18 protein-coding genes are annotated in these 17,041 nt (G+C 34.0%); 11 read left to right on the top strand and 7 right to left on the bottom strand.

Annotation, left to right across the window (positions count from 1 at the left end):
* Positions 1 to 70 precede the first annotated feature (70 nt).
* Positions 71 to 634: a GNAT family N-acetyltransferase gene (locus GJV77_RS09525; protein WP_155036135.1), complete on the bottom strand. Its 564-nt coding sequence runs from the start codon at positions 632 to 634 to the stop codon at positions 71 to 73.
* Between the two features lie 50 nt (positions 635 to 684).
* Positions 685 to 2,154 (bottom strand): alanine/glycine:cation symporter family protein, encoded by a 1,470-nt coding sequence (locus GJV77_RS09520; RefSeq protein ID WP_155036134.1) that lies wholly within the window; start codon positions 2,152 to 2,154, stop codon positions 685 to 687.
* 87 nt (positions 2,155 to 2,241) lie between these two features.
* Between GJV77_RS09520 and GJV77_RS09515 the strand changes: the two genes are divergently transcribed.
* Positions 2,242 to 2,733 (top strand): DinB family protein, encoded by a 492-nt coding sequence (locus GJV77_RS09515; RefSeq protein ID WP_155036133.1) that lies wholly within the window; start codon positions 2,242 to 2,244, stop codon positions 2,731 to 2,733.
* Between the two features lie 38 nt (positions 2,734 to 2,771).
* On the opposite strand, the gene GJV77_RS09510 is transcribed toward GJV77_RS09515, so the two are convergent.
* The 4 genes from GJV77_RS09510 to GJV77_RS09495 form a co-directional block, all read right to left on the bottom strand.
* A complete protein-coding gene (locus GJV77_RS09510; RefSeq protein WP_155036132.1) occupies positions 2,772 to 3,299 on the bottom strand; it encodes an inorganic diphosphatase in 528 nt (175 codons plus the stop codon).
* An 82-nt stretch (positions 3,300 to 3,381) separates the two neighbouring features.
* A complete protein-coding gene (locus GJV77_RS09505) occupies positions 3,382 to 5,871 on the bottom strand; it encodes a DUF5686 and carboxypeptidase-like regulatory domain-containing protein (RefSeq protein ID WP_155036131.1) in 2,490 nt (829 codons plus the stop codon).
* 74 nt (positions 5,872 to 5,945) lie between these two features.
* Positions 5,946 to 6,923 carry a pyruvate dehydrogenase complex E1 component subunit beta gene (locus GJV77_RS09500; RefSeq protein WP_155036130.1) on the bottom strand — a complete coding sequence of 326 codons (978 nt, stop codon included), beginning with the start codon at positions 6,921 to 6,923 and terminating at the stop codon, positions 5,946 to 5,948.
* 664 nt (positions 6,924 to 7,587) lie between these two features.
* The gene (locus GJV77_RS09495; RefSeq protein ID WP_155036129.1) at positions 7,588 to 8,133 is read right to left on the bottom strand and encodes a GNAT family N-acetyltransferase; all 546 of its coding nucleotides are present in this window, start codon (positions 8,131 to 8,133) and stop codon (positions 7,588 to 7,590) included.
* A 180-nt stretch (positions 8,134 to 8,313) separates the two neighbouring features.
* Here GJV77_RS09495 and GJV77_RS09490 point away from each other — a divergent pair, with 180 nt between their 5' ends.
* On the top strand, positions 8,314 to 9,138 hold the full coding sequence (locus GJV77_RS09490) for an AraC family transcriptional regulator (RefSeq protein ID WP_155036128.1): 825 nt from the start codon (positions 8,314 to 8,316) through the stop codon (positions 9,136 to 9,138).
* 108 nt (positions 9,139 to 9,246) lie between these two features.
* Here GJV77_RS09490 and GJV77_RS09485 read toward each other — a convergent pair whose 3' ends face one another.
* Positions 9,247 to 10,050 (bottom strand): hypothetical protein, encoded by an 804-nt coding sequence (locus GJV77_RS09485; protein ID WP_155036127.1) that lies wholly within the window; start codon positions 10,048 to 10,050, stop codon positions 9,247 to 9,249.
* Positions 10,051 to 10,339: 289 nt separating this feature from the next.
* Between GJV77_RS09485 and GJV77_RS09480 the strand changes: the two genes are divergently transcribed.
* The 9 genes from GJV77_RS09480 to GJV77_RS09440 all read left to right on the top strand — a co-directional run bounded on the left by GJV77_RS09480 (position 10,340) and on the right by GJV77_RS09440 (position 17,038).
* Positions 10,340 to 10,906 (top strand): Crp/Fnr family transcriptional regulator, encoded by a 567-nt coding sequence (locus GJV77_RS09480; RefSeq protein WP_155036126.1) that lies wholly within the window; start codon positions 10,340 to 10,342, stop codon positions 10,904 to 10,906.
* A 58-nt stretch (positions 10,907 to 10,964) separates the two neighbouring features.
* Complete coding sequence (locus GJV77_RS09475; protein WP_155036125.1) at positions 10,965 to 11,993, top strand: saccharopine dehydrogenase family protein; 1,029 nt, start codon at positions 10,965 to 10,967, stop codon at positions 11,991 to 11,993.
* Positions 11,990 to 12,568: an NAD(P)H-dependent oxidoreductase gene (locus GJV77_RS09470; protein ID WP_155036124.1), complete on the top strand. Its 579-nt coding sequence runs from the start codon at positions 11,990 to 11,992 to the stop codon at positions 12,566 to 12,568. Before GJV77_RS09475 ends, GJV77_RS09470 begins: the two co-directional genes overlap by 4 nt.
* 262 nt (positions 12,569 to 12,830) lie before the next feature.
* A complete protein-coding gene (locus GJV77_RS09465; RefSeq protein ID WP_155036123.1) occupies positions 12,831 to 13,577 on the top strand; it encodes an electron transfer flavoprotein subunit beta/FixA family protein in 747 nt (248 codons plus the stop codon).
* A 39-nt stretch (positions 13,578 to 13,616) separates the two neighbouring features.
* Complete coding sequence (locus GJV77_RS09460) at positions 13,617 to 14,585, top strand: electron transfer flavoprotein subunit alpha/FixB family protein (protein ID WP_155036122.1); 969 nt, start codon at positions 13,617 to 13,619, stop codon at positions 14,583 to 14,585.
* A gap of 92 nt (positions 14,586 to 14,677) precedes the next feature.
* Complete coding sequence (locus tag GJV77_RS09455; protein ID WP_155036121.1) at positions 14,678 to 15,286, top strand: bifunctional nuclease family protein; 609 nt, start codon at positions 14,678 to 14,680, stop codon at positions 15,284 to 15,286.
* Positions 15,287 to 15,304: 18 nt separating this feature from the next.
* On the top strand, positions 15,305 to 16,129 hold the full coding sequence (locus GJV77_RS09450; RefSeq protein WP_155036120.1) for a thymidylate synthase: 825 nt from the start codon (positions 15,305 to 15,307) through the stop codon (positions 16,127 to 16,129).
* Positions 16,130 to 16,143: 14 nt separating this feature from the next.
* On the top strand, positions 16,144 to 16,554 hold the full coding sequence (locus tag GJV77_RS09445; protein WP_155036119.1) for a 2TM domain-containing protein: 411 nt from the start codon (positions 16,144 to 16,146) through the stop codon (positions 16,552 to 16,554).
* 4 nt (positions 16,555 to 16,558) lie between these two features.
* The gene (locus GJV77_RS09440) at positions 16,559 to 17,038 is read left to right on the top strand and encodes a dihydrofolate reductase (protein WP_155036118.1); all 480 of its coding nucleotides are present in this window, start codon (positions 16,559 to 16,561) and stop codon (positions 17,036 to 17,038) included.
* Positions 17,039 to 17,041 lie beyond the last annotated feature (3 nt).

Raw genomic sequence — 17,041 nt, 5'->3', positions numbered from 1 at the left:
GAAGAACTCATAATTAGCTCACTTTTTCAGCGCCCTCCTATACTAGCTAAGGTTTTTTCTTTATAGTCTTTTAGTTGATATACATGTGATAGTATTCTCCTCCAACAAAGTCTATTGCCTTTCCTTGTTTAAAACCTAATCTTGTGTAAAGTTTCATTGCACTTGGGTTTTCTAAATCAACAATTAATCCAACTTGATTAAATCCTTGCGTTTTTCCATGTTCAATTGCGAATTGTAATAACTGACTTCCTACTCCTTTGCCTTGGACAATTGGTGAAACAGCTACAGTGTCCAAATAGAATTCATTTCCTTCTGTTTCTGTCTCAGGAATTAAATTGTTGTTGTACTGTTCTTTCATTAGTGAGAGTACAGGTTCTCTTAATTTTTCAAAATCATCACCATTGTATCCCGTAATTGAACCAACTACATTGTCTTCATGATCAACTGCTACAAAAGTATTTTCGTAACTATATAAGTTGTCTGTTTTTCTAAATAGAATGGTTAGAAAATTAATAGCTTCTTCTATATCTTCACTTTGAATAAAGCTAAAAACAATATCTTCCATTGCTTGTAACATTAATTCAGGTACAACATCGTAATCCTCTTTTTTAGCGGGTCTTATTGTGTATTGCATTTTAAATTAATTTATTTTGAAAGGCAAATGTACTAAAAAGAAGAGAAGATTTACTTGTCAGTCTTGTGCTTATTTTCCCAAGCTCTTTCTTGTAATATTTTTCTCCAGACTCCACTTGTATTTTCAATACCTAATTTGTCTGGGTCAAAGATTGGGTCTTTTCCTTCTTTTCTTTGTGCTATATAGTCATCTAATGCTTTCATTGCTGGCTTGTATAGTAATAGTATAGCTATAATGTTAATCCATGCCATAGCTCCAACGCCGATATCTCCTATATCCCATGCTTTACTTGGTTCACTGATTGCAGCAACATACACTGCACCTAGGATAATGATACGCATAGCCCATCTCAAGACAATATTACGTTTTTTACTTAGGTATTCAAAGTTTGATTCTGCAATGAATATGTAAGACATAGTAGTTGTCAGTGCAAAGAAAGTCAGTGCAATAGCTACAAATTGACTGGCAATTTTTGGAAAGTGTGTACCGATTGCTCGTACAGTATATTCAGATCCAGGTTCTATACCAGGTAGATTGTTTACAATAAATCCACCTGTGCCATCTGCTACATTGTATTGCTGAGTAAATAAAATCATCAGTGCCGTAGCAGTACAAACAAAAAGTGTATCAATATAAACAGAGAAGGCTTGTACTAATCCTTGTTTGACTGGGTGAGAGGTTTCTGAGGCTGCCGCAGCATGTGGAGCTGTTCCTTGTCCTGCTTCGTTGGAGTAAATACCTCTTTTTACACCCCATGCAATTGCTGATCCAAAAACTCCCCCGAATGTAGCTTCAAGGTTGAAGGCTGATTTGAAGATTAAGGCAAATATACTTGGTACTTCTTGGATATTTGATCCGATAATGATTAGTGCCATTAAGATATAGGCTACTGCCATAAAAGGGACGATTACTTGCGCAATACGACCGATTTTCTTTGCTCCTCCAAACACTGTCATCGCTAAAAATATACAGATGAATATACCTGTAAACCACTGTGGAATATCAAAAGCATTTTGGATACTGATTGATATACTATTACTCTGTACACTTGGTAAAAATAACGAACAGCTAATAATAGTAATAATTGAAAAAGCTAAGGCAAAGGCTTTGTTTTTCATCCCTCTTTCAATATAAAAGGCTGGTCCACCACAGTATTGTCCATTTTTCTCCACTTTATAGATTTGAGCTAAAGTGGACTCTACAAATGCAGAAGCACTGCCTAAAAAGGCAATCATCCACATCCAAAAAATTGCACCAGGACCTCCTGCTGCAATGGCTGTTGCTACTCCGACGATATTTCCTACACCTACTCTCCCTGCAATTGCGATACTAAAGGCTTGAAAAGGACTTACTCCTTTGTCTGAGGATCCTTCGGTAAATAGGAGTTTAATCATATGACGAAAAAATCGTACTTGTACGAATTTCGTACGTATGCTAAAAAATAATCCTGCTATTAGACATAGTGCAATAAAGACGTTTGACCAAATTAAATCATTGGCAATTTTTATTATGTTTTCCATATAATGTGTTGTTGTTGGTGAAAAAGTAATAAAAATATATGGGGTGTCAAACTTTATTTGTGTTATTTTTAACTAAATTTTACTAAAATGACAATAATGAAACATGATTACTATATCTCTTTAACTGCTAATACAAGTGTTTTACAGATGCTTACTGACAGAATAGTAATTGTAAATGACTTATTTGATAAAATCGAAACATTCGACAAGTGGTCTTATACATACGCTGAGGGTAAGTGGACAATCAAACAATTAATTCAACATTTGATTGATTGTGAGCGAATCTTTAGTTTTAGGGTATTACATATTATTAGACATGACAAAACTCCTTTGTTTGGTTTTGATGAAAATGTATATGCTGAGTTTGGAACTGCTGAAATAGGGGAGACCGAAGATCTAAAAAATGAATATTTAGCGTTAATGCGTAGTATCTATTTTATGTATAAACGTCTTTCTAGGGAGGAGTTAGCTATACGGGCTCAAATTATAGACTACGAAATTTCGATTGAAGAAATCGGTCTAATGATGGCAGGGCATTGCCTACACCATCTGAGAGTTATTGAAGAAATTTATTTATAAAAGAGAGGGAGAACTATTAGTTCTCCCTCTTGTTATTTTTAGTAGCGAATACTGAATAAACCTTCTTCTTTATTTTCTAGGTTTTCAAAACGCTCTTTACATTCTTGGATTAGTTTTACAGCAGCTGCTTTATCACCAAACCCATCAGTTGTAACTGTTTTGTTTTCTAAATCTTTGTACACTTTGAAGAAATGCTCAATTTCTTTTTTGAAGTGCTCATTCACATCGTTAATATCTTCTAACTTGTTCATGATAGGGTCTGATACAGGCACACATAAGATTTTTTCATCTTGTCCTTTGTCATCTGCCATGTAGAATACACCAACAGGTTTTACCTCTACTACCATTCCTGGTAATGATGGTTCTGAAAACATTACTAATACGTCTAATGGATCTCCATCTAATGCTAATGTTTCAGGGATGAAACCGTAGTCTGCTGGGTATCTCATGTTTGAGTATAATAATCTGTCAAATCTCAAACGTTTTAATTCGAAGTCGTATTCGTATTTATTTCTGCTGCCCGCTGGAATCTCAACAAAAGCATCAAAAGTTTCAAATGTACTCATATTCTTTTATTTTTATCTCTTTTAGAAAATTGCTTGCAAAAATACTCTAAATCATTGTCTCTAACAAGTTTTAGCAGTATTATTAGAAATAAATTGCAAACGAACCCCTCACTGCAAACTTTCTTGCATCTGGCATGTCTAAATAGTTTCCTCTCCAGCTAAAATCCAGTCTAAATATTTTAAAGATATTTCCGATACCAAAATAGTATTCATAGTAGATATCTTCTGGTGCTCTATAGTTAATGCTTGACGCATTCATGTCGATATTCCCTTGAGAAATTTTTCCATACATACCTCGTACACCTACAATTTCACGTAAGTTGAAATCACGGATCCATGGAATACGTGAGAATAAACGACCTCCAAAATTATGCTCTAGATGCATGGATACATATTGGTCAGTAACAAATTCATAATAGTTCAGGTTGGCGAAGGTATTCTGAATATTAAACCACGATTGGTTACCAGGTACAATGTTTAGTAAACCTAGTGGTACATAACCATATGTTTTTCCTGCTTCTAGGATAGGAGTCAAAGTACCAAAACCTCCTAATAAGAGCGGCTTGCTAACGTAAAATTGTAATTTTTCATATTTAAAATTACTGTCAAAGACTCCTTTTAGTCCTTGTGTATATCGAAGATATACCCTTAGGTATTTATTGTCAATATCTTTTCGATCAACTCCATAGCCTATTGTTTTTCTCTTAGGTGTGTACTCTATCGAAGCCATAATCTCTGATTGCTTGGTTTCATTAGAGGTCTCCGTTCTTGTTTCGTCTATATAATAGTTGAGGTTAAACAAATCCGAAGCAGGTCTAAGAGTGCGATAACTAAACGTTGTCTCAAACTTTAAGTTCTTTAAAGGTTCAATTTCAAAACCAAGAGTAGATAGGTTGATTTTTGTTAGTTTGGTGTTATCTCCACTTGCAAAAAGCGAACTAGACGCAAAACTCCTTCCTAATACATCTTTTGATTCTGTTAGACTTACACCAATTTGTTCGATATCTCTTCTATTTCCTGCGTATAGGATTAAGCGGGTATCATTGTCTAACAATATTTTTCCACTAATTCCATATTTAAATTGGTTATCTTTTAATCCATATGCCCCATATCCTTCTAAACGCCATTTGTCATTTGGACCAAAGTATGTTCTTCCTCCTGCTCGTAAGCGAATTCCTTCGATATCGTTATATCCAAAAGTTGAGAATAAGGGACCATAGTCAAAATTATACTTATCAATATAGTAATAGTTACCTAAGATCGTTGATGTTAAATCGAATAACATTCTGAATTTAGGAACTGTCTTTAGAGTATCTAGCATTTTATATACTCCCAGTTCATCTTTGCTCAAAGGCTCAAATCGGTATGATTGCCAGAAGTCATCGTCACGTGTATAAATTGACTCATCAAATTGGTTTACTTTTTCAGTATAGAATTGTTCAGGGTGTTTGATATCAAATTTATGATTTTTGTATATAGAGGTACGTTTACCATAGACTCCTTTAGATTGTTCTTTTTTTGACAAAGCAAAATCTGACATAAAGTGATCTCTGGTCAATAAGAATACTGAGTCATTTACCACGTCAAATTCTTGTTCGATATAGATGTCTTTAACCCAGTTAATATTTGCATCTTTACTAGCTTCCATTGCTATTTTCTTGATAGCAAAGGTAGAATCGTTTACCCAAAAGTCTCCTTTGAAGGTAAGTTCACCCTTTCTACGCGGATAATACACAATATTGTAACACCACTTATCCCCAATAAAAGCGCTATCGGCCAGTACGTAGTTATACACATTGATACCTGTACGTGATAAGGGACTTACAAAGTCTTTGTCAAATATTTTAATGTAGTTGTCATAGATATTGTAATCTGCATAGAGATCTTTTACGAACGCGATGATGTGTTGATTTGTATCAAAACCAGAGTTTTTATTCCCTAAAGATTTTTCCTTTTTTCGTTTGTTTTTATTGTCCCCGTATACTTGAGCGATATTTTCATTGACGAAAATAGGTAGGTAAGTCTTTCCAGTTATTTTTGAAGTATCCATTTGTTGGAAGATGAATTCCATTCCCTTGAATAACTTCTTATTTTGGTAAGTACTATCAATAGAGTTTAAATCAAATTCTACTTTTTCGTACTTATCAAATTCGTATTGCGCAAACATATGTAAACCATTTTTACGTTTGCGTTCCCAGATTTTTTTAAGTATGTCTAGTGCAGGATTGTTCTTTTTTGAAGTTTTTCCTGTGAATATTTTAACCTCACTCAATAAGTTGTCGGGTTCTAAGACGATACTTAAGTCGTAATTTACATTTTTGGTAAGGGGAATTTCAAGTGTCTTGTATCCAACAAAGGAAACTACTAAAATAGAATACGATTTATCTGATTCAAGATAAAACTTACCATACTCATTAGCTACAACCCCATCTGTGGAGTTTTTGAAGTAAACGCTAGCATAGGGCACTTCTTCATTGTTAGTATCCGTTATTTTTCCACTTACTTTGGTTTGTGCCCAAGAAATAAGTGGTAATAGTAAGAATAATACTATAAACTGGATTTTAATTTTCATAACTACAGTATATATAAAAAAAACACTCCATCTTAACTTAAGTTAAGATGGAGTATTCAAATATACTTTATTTTTTACTTATAAAGAACTTTTTTCACTGCTTTTACAACGTCATTAGCGTTTGGCAACCATTCTTGTAATAATACTGGAGAGTATGGCGCTGGTGTATCAGCTGTTGTTATTCTTTGGATAGGTGCATCTAAATGATCAAATGCTTGCTCTTGTACTAAGTAAGTGATTTCTGAAGAAATACTTCCAAATGGCCAAGCTTCTTCTAAGATAACTAAGCGATTTGTTTTTTTCACTGAGTTCAAAATAGCTTCTTGATCTAATGGACGAACTGTGCGTAAATCGATGATTTCACAAGAAATTCCTTCTTTTTCTAATTCATCAGCTGCTTTGTAAGCTTCTTTGATAATTTTACCGAAAGAAACAATAGTTACATCTTTTCCTTCTCTTTTTATATCAGCAACTCCTAATGGAATCGTGTATTCTCCTTCAGGTACTTCGTCTTTGTCTCCGTACATTTGTTCAGACTCCATAAAGATTACAGGGTCATTATCGCGTATAGCTGATTTTAAAAGACCTTTTGCATCATATGGGTTTGATGGAACAACTACTTTTAATCCTGGTACGTTAGCATACCAGTTTTCAAAAGCTTGTGAGTGCGTTGCACCAAGCTGTCCAGCAGAAGCTGTTGGTCCGCGGAATACAATTGGAATATTGAATTGACCACCTGACATTTGACGCATTTTAGCTGCGTTGTTAATTATTTGGTCGATTCCAACTAACGAGAAGTTGAATGTCATAAACTCAACAATAGGACGATTCCCGTTCATAGCTGAACCTACTGCAATACCAGCAAAACCTAATTCTGCAATAGGAGCATCAATTACACGTTTTGGACCAAATTCGTCCAACATACCTTTTGATGCTTTGTAAGCACCATTGTATTCCGCTACTTCTTCTCCTATTAAATATATAGATTCGTCGCGACGCATTTCTTCGCTCATGGCTTCACATACCGCCTCTCTAAATTGAATCGTTCTCATAATTTATCTATTTTCCGTAATTAATTTACCAAAGCAAAAGTATAAAAAAATATCTTTATCAATAGTATTCCATTTGTTGTTTTCTTGCTTTTGCTTTATCCCTGTTCATTTTATCCCAATATTCAGTGCTATATATACGATTAGCTTCTGTTTTTTTAGATATGATTAACTAATTTCAAGTTTTTTATTTTTTTGATTGGTATAATTATGCTTTGAAATTTGTTTGTTAAGTGACAAATATTGAACAATTTTGATATATAAGGATTATTATACTTTTTAGTTGCTAGAAAAATAACTTTGAATAGGTTTGAAGTTACTCATACTCTTCTTTTTCATGTTTTCCTTTTCGATTTAGTCTTTTGTGTAATGTGTTTTTATCTATCTTGCTTCAAGTATTCGTGCCAAGAGACGTCTTTTTGCCTAGCAAACCTAAAGAAAACTGGAGGTATACCTCAAGTATCTGCAAGGAAATAGGGATAATTATTAGATGTAGGTAAATACTTAAAAGTAATGTTCTATTAAAGTGTATTTAGTAAAGCTTCTTTTTTTAGAAAAGTTGAGATGAATATTGAACTACTTTTTTTTCATATCAAAGTAAAGGACTGTTGATCGAACAGTCCTTACAGGGATTAGAGGTATATTTCAAAGATAAATGATTTATTGATTAATTATCCATTTTTAACCAGTCTTCGTAGCGTAAACGCGTTACAATCTCCATGCGTTCATCTTTGAAGTATTTATCATACCTGTTTTTGCATCTGTAGGCATAGGTAAAACCACATTTAGCTTGTGCGCGTAGTGATTTTGTGTTCTCCTCAAAGAATCCACACCATAAGTCTGTCATTTTTAGGTTGACAAATGCATGTTTGACTAGGGCTTTTAGAGCTTCTGGAATATATCCTTTACCCCAATGTGGAACACCAACCCAGTAAGCTACTTCTGCTTCGTGATTTGATAATTCAAAGCTGCTATTTTTACCAACTAATAGTCCGATACACCCAATTGCTTCATTTGTGTCTTTTAATGCGACGGCATAAATTTCTGGATAAGAGAATTCGCGAACTATTATTTCTTTACTTTCTTCAACACTTGTATGTGCTGGCCAACCTGCTGGCGGTCCTATTTTTTCATCTTTAGCATATAAGTATAGACTTTCTGCATCTGATTCTACCCATGGGCGCAACGTTAATCGATCTGTAAGTATTTTCATATTTGTTTTATTTATCCATTTTTAGACGTGTTAATAATGGGATTATTTGATGTAGCAAATGTAGGAGAGGTAAAAGACTTGAGTTGTATGTTTTTTTTAGGTAAAAATGTAATTTTAGAAACTAAATGATTAATTTGGTTAGGAGTTATTGATGTGAAGTGTAATTTTAGAAATAAATAAATGGAGTTCGTCACCTATCATGCTACTACTTGTGGTTTGATTTATGGAAAGTTAATAGGGCAGGATTTGGCAGGATTTCCTTTGCCCTTAAATTATTTGAATGTTTTTTGTGTTACTAGAGGTAGTGCAGTGATACATATAGATTTCAAAGAATACTCATTAGTTATGGGGAGTCTTATTGTTGTAAGTGATGATAATATTGTTCGATTTGGTACTGTGTCTATGGATTTTGCTTTAGATTGTAGTTTAATACAAAGAGATTTGGCTAGTGAAATTGCTTATATTCTTCCAAATGATTTGTTTAGTTATTTACATTATAATCCAGTTTTATACTTAGGGAAAGAAGATGTTGAGATTTATTTGCAAGGTCAGAAATTATTAGACTATTATTTAGACAACCAAGGGAGTTATTCTAGATCAATTTATAGCAATCATTTTCAAAATTTGTTTTTAGCAATAGCAATGCGAGTTGATTTTGATAGTAAAAAAATAGAAAAACAGTATAGTAGGCAAGAAGAGTTGTGCTGGAGATTTTGGGACTTAATATCTAGGCAAGCAAGTGTTCATAGAGCTGTTGCTTATTACGCTGAGCAGTTATGTGTGACCCCCTACTACCTGTCTCAAATAACGAAGCAGTTTTTAAGTTATAGTCCAAAAGAGTTGATTAACCGTCAAGTAATACTTGAAATAAAACATTTGTTGACAACAACAGATTTGTCTATTAGTGAGATAGCAACGAGTTTGAATTTTCCTGACCCTTCCTATATGGGAAGGTTTTTCAAACGAGAAACAGGGATCAACCCATTGGTGTATAGAGGAAGGTAATCGATAAAAGGTAGGTGCAGGGGGGATATTTAAAGTCAAAAATATTTTGATCAATATAGAACCTCCAGAGATAGTTTTGCCCATAGGTTCTATAAAGGATAAATGAAGTTAGTAGGTGAAGATGATGTTGTCTTCTTCTGTGCGTAAATCTAGTTTAATGTCGCCTTCATATTTAAGTAAAAAAGGACCCGAGTTTGTGTTTTCTGCAGAAGTTTGAAGTGTGCTTTTCATTATATAGTTATCGTTGAATTTTTCAAGCGATAAGTCTATTTGCACACCTTTATTTAAATAGATTACCTCGCGGTCATTAACCCAAACACTAAGCATTGAGTTAGTAATGTTTTCTGAATTAGGGTATGGTGTAGAGATTTTTCCATTTTCTAATTGCGTCATTGGTGTAAAAAACATTGGAAGAGCAGAGGCCTTTTTATCACTGTCTTCAGCATAGATAATCCATCCTAAAAAATAGTCTCCAGAATTATCTATTTGGTATTTTCCTTCGTATTTCATTTTACAACTATCGATGTTGTAAGACTCTCCTTGAACTATAAATGTTCCTTGAATATTTTTCTGGTTATCAATAGGAAATACTTTGATTGTCAGTTCAGTACTTTTCTTGAAGCCGGTTTTCGTAGCTATAAAGTTGTAGGTGCCTTCGCGCTCAGGTATCCATTGATATCCAACCTTTTTGTTTGTCTCGACAGAGGTAATGGTGGCATCTGTGATTTCTTTGTTATCATCTGTTAATACTTTAAAGTGAACTATAGTGCCGACTTGAATCCCCTTTGTAGTTGTAGATAGATTAATATTTTGTTCTTCCTGTATAGGAGAGGCTGTGTTATTGTCGCTACTACAAGAGGAGGTTAGTGGTAGAAGCGTAAAAAATCCTGATAATAGTAATTTGGTTTTCATAATATATAAGATGTGTTGGTTAAACTATTTATAGTGAGTTTATTAAGTAAATTATTGGTAGGTATATATATTTTTGTTTACTTAATAGTAAGTGGATAGTTTTTAATCTGTTAAGTATTAATTTGATAGCTTAATGTATGATTATAATTTGTTGGTTTATGTATCAAAAACGATAGTATATTTGAATTGTTAGCAACTAAAATTACTTTTGTTTGAATAACTTATTATTTTCTCTTTTTAGACTCGTTTTACAATTAAAAACTTATTTTTACTTTTTAATTAATTGTTGATGTTAGTTTCTTTTTTCAAAAGTTTTAATTTGTTTACTACCGAGGAAGTAGAGGAAATTGTGAGTTTGTTTGAATATCAAAGTATTAAAAAGGGCACGTATTTCATACGCGAAGGAGAGTATTGTACTTCAATAGCTTTGATAGAAGTAGGAATATTCCGTTCATTTTATACACATGATGATGAGCGCGAATTGACATATTGCTTCCGGTTTTCAAATGACTTGATTGGAGCTTATTCAGCTTTTATCACGGGTAATGCGAGTATAGAAAATATTCAAGCAATTGTCGATACGAAGGTTTGGTCTATTCCAAAGGTATCTCTTGATAATTTAGCTATTGAATTACCTCAATGGAATACCTTTCTCAAAATACTTGCAGAACAGCAGTATTTGGAATTAGAAAATCGCGTAATTTCTTTTCAACGTGAAACAGCGCATGAACGTTATAAGAACTTATTGATTCATCAACCAGTCTATGTACAGCAAATTCCTTTACAATACCTTTCTTCCTATTTAGGAATTACTCAACGACATTTAAGTCGTATACGTAAAGAAATTTCTTTTTAGACATTTGTCTATCACTTTAATCTATCACCTCCTTTAGTTTTGCTAAAAACATATATTTATGCAAAACAACATTTTAATTGTCGGAGGTAAAGGATTAGTTGGAGGAACTATCAATCGGATTTTACAAGAAAGGCAAGTTCAAGCTTCTATTTTTATAGGGACGCGTAATCCGAAAAACAATTCAAAAGAATTACTTATTGATGTAAATACCCCATCAACTTTTGAATCGATTACAGCGAATAAGATTGACCTTATCGTTTTAGCTGTAAATGATAGCCATAATAATATACTGCTTTTTGCTCAAAAACACGGAATAGATTATGTAGATATTACTAAGCCAACACCGGCTTTAGTAGATGCGTTACAACTGGTAGATGATAAAACAAAACTAAATAGTCGTATTGTTTTCGGATCCGGTTGGATGGGAGGTATTGTTCCGGGACTAGTATTTTCTAAAGACATTGATAAAGATGCAATAACAACTGTTCGCCTAATGGTATATTATTCAATAGAAGATAAGGCAGGGGAGAGTTCTGCTCATTTTATGGCAGAAAATGTAGCAGTACCATTTGTTAATTATGTCAATAAAGAAACAGTTGAAGTGCTACATTTTTTAGATAGCGAACAGTATTCATTTTCTTTTGGACTAGGAAAAAGAGAAGTTTATAATTTTGATACACCAGACCTGTATATTTTAAACCAAAAGGAGGGAATAGATACTGTAAAAGTTAAAATGACATACAACTCAAAATTGGTGACAAGCTTATTAGGCTGGATGCAACGCCTTTCTATTTTTAAGAGAATGTCATTATCTGCTAGACGAAAAGTGTTTGGAGGAAGTGGGGCAGGTGACGTATCGGTGTTTGAAGTACTAGTTGATCACAAAGGAGGAAAAACAGGTATAGCGTTAGAGAGTCGTAGAGGACAAGCCGAACTTACTGCTTTATCTGCTGTACTTCATGTCGAGAAACTATTGAGTAATACACATGAAGCAGGAAAATACTTTGCTCATCAATTATATGAGACAGGTGAAGTCTTAACACTTTTGAACGCATATCCATCAATAACTATAAAGCACCTATCATGAAAAAGATCACAGTAATAAATGGACATCCCAATACATTAGCTTTTAATCATGGATTAGTAGAAGCTTATGTAAACGGAGCAAAGTCTTCGGGGGCAGAAGTTAGGGTATTAACTTTGGCAATGATGCAATTTGATGTGAATTTGCGTTATGGTTATCAAAAGCGAATGGATTTAGAACCCGATTTAATAAAAGCTTTAGAAGATATCCGTTGGGCAGACCATCTAGTATGGGTGCACCCTGTCTGGTGGGGCGGTCTTCCAGCCTTAATGAAAGGATTTATAGATCGTTTGTTTTTGCCAGGTATTACATTTAAGTATCGTCCCAATAGTATTTTTTGGGATAAACTTCTAAAAGGTAAGACGGCTAGAATTATTACAACATTAGATCAACCAGGTTGGTATTATTGGTTGAAATTTGGTCGTCCAAGTGTTAATCAATTGAAAAAATCGACACTGGAGTTCTGTGGCGTATCTCCAGTGAAAGTAACTTATATCGGTATTATTCGCTCTTCTAAAGAAGAGCAAAGAGCACGCTGGTTGGAAAAGGTGAAGAACATCGGCAGAGCACTGAATTAACTAAAAAGCTAATCTGTTTAATGAACTATTTGAAGGCTAAATAAATTGTACTAAGTTGATTTCTGAATAAGCTTTTTCAAAGAAGTCTTTCAAAAAACAGTGAAATTACTAAGTAGTATATGAGCAAAATGGGCATTTTTTGGTTTTATTACAGTGTTAAAATTCATATAAGTGCAAAATTGTATGCATGCATAATAAAATAATCGAAATAAATTATTATTTTCGTCATAACTAGAATTGTGAAACTAAAAAACGATATAAGATGAAAATATTAGTTTGCATCAGCCATGTGCCTGATACTACTTCTAAAATTAACTTTGCAAATGGAGATACAGAGTTTGATACAAATGGAGTACAATTTGTAATCAATCCGAACGATGAGTACGCTTTGACTCGCGCAATATGGTTTAAAGAAAAACAAGGCGCTACGGTAACAGTAGTGAATGTTGGAGGAGTTGATACGGAACCAACATTGAGAAAAGCATTAGCAATAGGAGCAGATGAAGCAATCCGTGTAAATGCAAATCCAACAGATGGAATGTTTGTAGCAAAACAATTAGCGGAAGTAGTTAAAAACGGAGGATATGATTTAGTCTTAGCAGGTAAAGAATCATTAGATTATAACGGAGGAATGGTGCCAGGAATGATTGCAGCATTTTTAGGATATGATTTCATTAATTCATGTGAGGGATTAGAAATCGAAGGAACGTCTGTAAAAGGAATTCGTCAAATCGACGGAGGTAAAGAGACTATTTCAGGAAAGCTTCCTATAGTAATTGGAGGACAAAAAGGTTTAGTAGAAGAAAAAGACCTACGTATACCTAATATGCGTGGAATTATGTCAGCTAGAACAAAAGCGTTGACAGTACTTGAGCCAGTAGATGCAGTGGTAGCAACAAAAGCAGTGAAGTTCGAAAAACCAGCAGCTAAATCAGCATGTAAAATGGTATCACCGGATAACTTAGATGAGTTAATCAACTTACTTCACAACGAAGCAAAAGTAATCTAATCTATTTGTTTTAATCATTAACCTTAAAAAAAGAAAAGTATGTCAGTTTTAATATATGCTGAATCAGCAGAAGGAAAATTAAAAAAAGTAGCATTAGAGATTGCTTCTTATGCTAAGAAAGTAGCAGAATCATTAGGTACTACAGTTACAGCGGTAACGGTAAATGCTGGTGATGTAAGTGAATTAGGAAAATATGGTGTAGATAAAGTATTGAAAGTATCGAATGATAAATTAAATACTTTTAATGCTAAAGCATATGCCGATGTAATCAAACAAGCGGCTCAGAAAGAAGGAGCTAAAGTAGTAATCTTGTCTTCTTCAACAGATAGTTCTTATGCTGCACCAATTGTTGCAGTTGGATTAGAAGCAGGTTTTGCTTCGAATGTTGTAGCTTTGCCAGAGAGCACATCACCATTTGTAGTGAAAAGAAATGCTTTTTCAAATAAAGCATTTAACCAAACAGAATTAACCACAGAAGTAAAAGTAATTGCTGTTGCTAAAAATTCATTTGGATTATCAGAAGCAAGTGGAGCTGCAGTAGCGGAAGATTTTACACCAACATTAAATGATGCTGATTTCGGATTGGTAGTAGAGAATGTTGATAAAGTATCAGGAAAAGTAACTATTGCTGATGCTGATATCGTGGTGTCAGGAGGACGAGGATTAAAAGGACCAGAGAACTGGAAAATGTTAGAAGATTTAGCAGATGTATTGGGGGCAGCACTAGCTTGTTCAAAACCAGTATCTGATTTAGGGTGGAGATCACACGAAGAGCACGTTGGACAAACTGGTAAACCAGTAGCCTCTAACTTATATATTGCTGTAGGTATTTCAGGAGCAATCCAACACATTGCAGGTGTAAACTCTTCTAAAGTAAAAGTAGCGATCAATACAGATCCAGAAGCTCCTTTCTTCAAAGTAGCAGATTACGGTATTGTGGGAGATGCATTCCAAGTTGTTCCTCAATTAGTTGAAAAATTAAAAGAATTTAAAGCTCAGAATTCATAAGAATTTAGTAGAGCTTCATTAAAATATAGGGCGGCTAAGTAAAGAATTTATATCTTTGCTTAGCCGCTATATTTTATATTTAAATAAACAACATGAGTTTAATAAAGTTAACCGTAAAGGGGATTTCATATAGTCATTCACAAAATGGAGCATATGCTTTGATATTAGATGAGGTTGATGGTCAGAGAAAGTTACCTATCGTTATTGGAGCTTTTGAAGCCCAGTCAATTGCCATTGCCATTGAAGAAGATATTAAGCCACCAAGACCTTTGACCCACGACTTGTTTAAAACATTTGCTGATCGATTTGATATAATGGTTAAGCAAATTTTAATACATAAATTAATAGATGGCGTTTTTTTCTCTACTATTATTTGTGAGAGAGATGGAGTAGAGGAGATGTTAGATGCTCGTACATCAGATGCTATAGCATTAGCGATACGTTTTGATGCTGCAATATTTACATATAGAGATATTATGGAACAAGCGGGTATCATCCTAGGCGAACGCGATCCAGAACCGACAACTGAGGAAGATTCGGAAAACACCTCATTAGTAGATCCTTTAATAGAAGACGAAATGGAGGAAGAGGATTTTAGTGTTTTTACGCAAACACAATTGTCTATTCTTTTGAAGGAGGCCATTGAAAATGAAGAGTATGAAAGAGCAGCTAAGCTCAGAGACGAGTTAAATAAAAAATAAGAATTCTAAGATAAATCAATGAAGCAGTATTTAGATTTAGTAAGCGAGGTATTAGAAAAAGGTGTTCAAAAAGGAGACCGTACAGGAACGGGAACGAAGAGTATTTTTGGGTATCAAATGCGTTTTGATTTGTCTGAAGGCTTTCCATTAGTTACAACTAAAAAAGTACATCTTAAGTCAATAATACATGAATTATTGTGGTTCTTAAAGGGTGATACGAATATCAAATATTTGAAGGATAACGGTGTTCGTATATGGGATGAATGGGCTGATGAAAATGGTGATTTGGGACCTGTATATGGATATCAGTGGAGGAATTGGAGCGGAGAAGGAATAGACCAAATTAAAGAAGTAATTGACACTTTGAAGGATAATCCTACTAGTCGTCGTATTATGGTTTCTGCTTGGAATCCTAGTGTTTTGCCAGATACATCAGTTTCTTTTGCAGAAAATGTTGCGAATGGAAAGGCAGCTTTGCCTCCATGTCATTCTTTCTTTCAGTTTTATGTGTCAGAAGGGAAGTTATCTTGTCAGTTGTATCAGCGCAGTGCAGATGTATTTTTAGGGGTTCCTTTTAATATTGCATCTTATGCCTTACTTACGATGATGGTGGCTCAGGTCTGTGATTTAGAATACGGAGATTTTGTACATACGTTTGGAGATGTTCATATTTATAATAATCATATCGAACAAGTAAATCTGCAATTAACAAGAGAGCCAAAGGCTTTGCCAAAAATGCTTGTAAATAAAGATGTTAAAGATATATTTGACTTTGTTTATGAGGATTTTACGTTAGTAGAGTATGATCCACATCCAGCAATAAAAGGAAAGGTTTCAGTTTAGTAAAAAATAAAGCTATGGAAAACAGACAAGAATACGAGATGTATGACTATGCTCGTCATCGTGCAAAACAGAAGAAGTTTTTATTCTTCCATTTTATTTTATTCGTACTAGGGAGTTTTGCTATGTTTAGCATTAATTCTTTTGTTCAGGATACGACAATAGCTCCCATATGGTGGCCTTATGCTATAGGAGCCTGGTCTTTTATTTTGTTTTTACACATCATTAATGTGACAATAGTAAATCGTTTTATGGGTAAAGAATGGCAAGATAAGCAAGTTGCTCATTTAGTAGAGTTGCAGAAAAAGAAAATAGAAGAATTAAGAAGTAAAGTAGAGAGAGATTTTCCATTAGTAGATGTACGTAGAGATCTGCATCAAGAAGGTGGTGAGGTGAAGGCGGATCACGATAACGAAGATATTAAATAAGAGAATGATAACGTTAATAGCAGCGGCAGCAGAGAACAATGCATTAGGAAAAGACAATCAATTACTTTGGCATTTACCAGATGACTTTAAACATTTCAAGGCGTTAACCTCGCACCATACTATTATAATGGGGAGAAAGACGTTTGAATCTTTTCCTAAGCCTTTACCTAATCGTAAACACGTTATAATTACTAGACAACAAGGGTATATTGCTCCCGAAGGATGTATTGTTGTGCATTCACTAGAGGAGGCTCTTTCTTTTGTACAAGAAGAAGTATATGTCATTGGTGGAGGAGAAATATATCAGCAAGCGTTAGATATAGCTACTAAAATAGAATTGACTCGTGTTCATCATACTTTTGAAGCAGATGCGTTTTTCCCTGAGTTTCCTTTAGAGGAATGGGAGGTAGTAAAAGAAGTTTATCATGATAAGGATGAAAAGCATCAGTACGCTTTTACATTTCAGACTTATATTAAGAAGTAAATT

The organism is Myroides pelagicus (assembly GCF_009711055.1).
Taxonomy (GTDB): domain Bacteria; phylum Bacteroidota; class Bacteroidia; order Flavobacteriales; family Flavobacteriaceae; genus Flavobacterium; species Flavobacterium pelagicum.
The sequence above is the reverse complement of the archived record's forward strand: the minus strand, read 5'-3'. Positions and strand labels throughout refer to the sequence as shown.

Coding starts and splice junctions, on each gene's coding strand:
- GJV77_RS09525 (WP_155036135.1), bottom strand. CDS start 634: ATGCAATACACAATAAGACCCGCTAAAAAAGAGGATTACGATGTTGTA.
- GJV77_RS09520 (WP_155036134.1), bottom strand. CDS start 2,154: ATGGAAAACATAATAAAAATTGCCAATGATTTAATTTGGTCAAACGTC.
- GJV77_RS09515 (WP_155036133.1), top strand. CDS start 2,242: ATGACAATAATGAAACATGATTACTATATCTCTTTAACTGCTAATACA.
- GJV77_RS09510 (WP_155036132.1), bottom strand. CDS start 3,299: ATGAGTACATTTGAAACTTTTGATGCTTTTGTTGAGATTCCAGCGGGC.
- GJV77_RS09505 (WP_155036131.1), bottom strand. CDS start 5,871: ATGAAAATTAAAATCCAGTTTATAGTATTATTCTTACTATTACCACTT.
- GJV77_RS09500 (WP_155036130.1), bottom strand. CDS start 6,923: ATGAGAACGATTCAATTTAGAGAGGCGGTATGTGAAGCCATGAGCGAA.
- GJV77_RS09495 (WP_155036129.1), bottom strand. CDS start 8,133: ATGAAAATACTTACAGATCGATTAACGTTGCGCCCATGGGTAGAATCA.
- GJV77_RS09490 (WP_155036128.1), top strand. CDS start 8,314: ATGGAGTTCGTCACCTATCATGCTACTACTTGTGGTTTGATTTATGGA.
- GJV77_RS09485 (WP_155036127.1), bottom strand. CDS start 10,050: ATGAAAACCAAATTACTATTATCAGGATTTTTTACGCTTCTACCACTA.
- GJV77_RS09480 (WP_155036126.1), top strand. CDS start 10,340: ATGTTAGTTTCTTTTTTCAAAAGTTTTAATTTGTTTACTACCGAGGAA.
- GJV77_RS09475 (WP_155036125.1), top strand. CDS start 10,965: ATGCAAAACAACATTTTAATTGTCGGAGGTAAAGGATTAGTTGGAGGA.
- GJV77_RS09470 (WP_155036124.1), top strand. CDS start 11,990: ATGAAAAAGATCACAGTAATAAATGGACATCCCAATACATTAGCTTTT.
- GJV77_RS09465 (WP_155036123.1), top strand. CDS start 12,831: ATGAAAATATTAGTTTGCATCAGCCATGTGCCTGATACTACTTCTAAA.
- GJV77_RS09460 (WP_155036122.1), top strand. CDS start 13,617: ATGTCAGTTTTAATATATGCTGAATCAGCAGAAGGAAAATTAAAAAAA.
- GJV77_RS09455 (WP_155036121.1), top strand. CDS start 14,678: ATGAGTTTAATAAAGTTAACCGTAAAGGGGATTTCATATAGTCATTCA.
- GJV77_RS09450 (WP_155036120.1), top strand. CDS start 15,305: ATGAAGCAGTATTTAGATTTAGTAAGCGAGGTATTAGAAAAAGGTGTT.
- GJV77_RS09445 (WP_155036119.1), top strand. CDS start 16,144: ATGGAAAACAGACAAGAATACGAGATGTATGACTATGCTCGTCATCGT.
- GJV77_RS09440 (WP_155036118.1), top strand. CDS start 16,559: ATGATAACGTTAATAGCAGCGGCAGCAGAGAACAATGCATTAGGAAAA.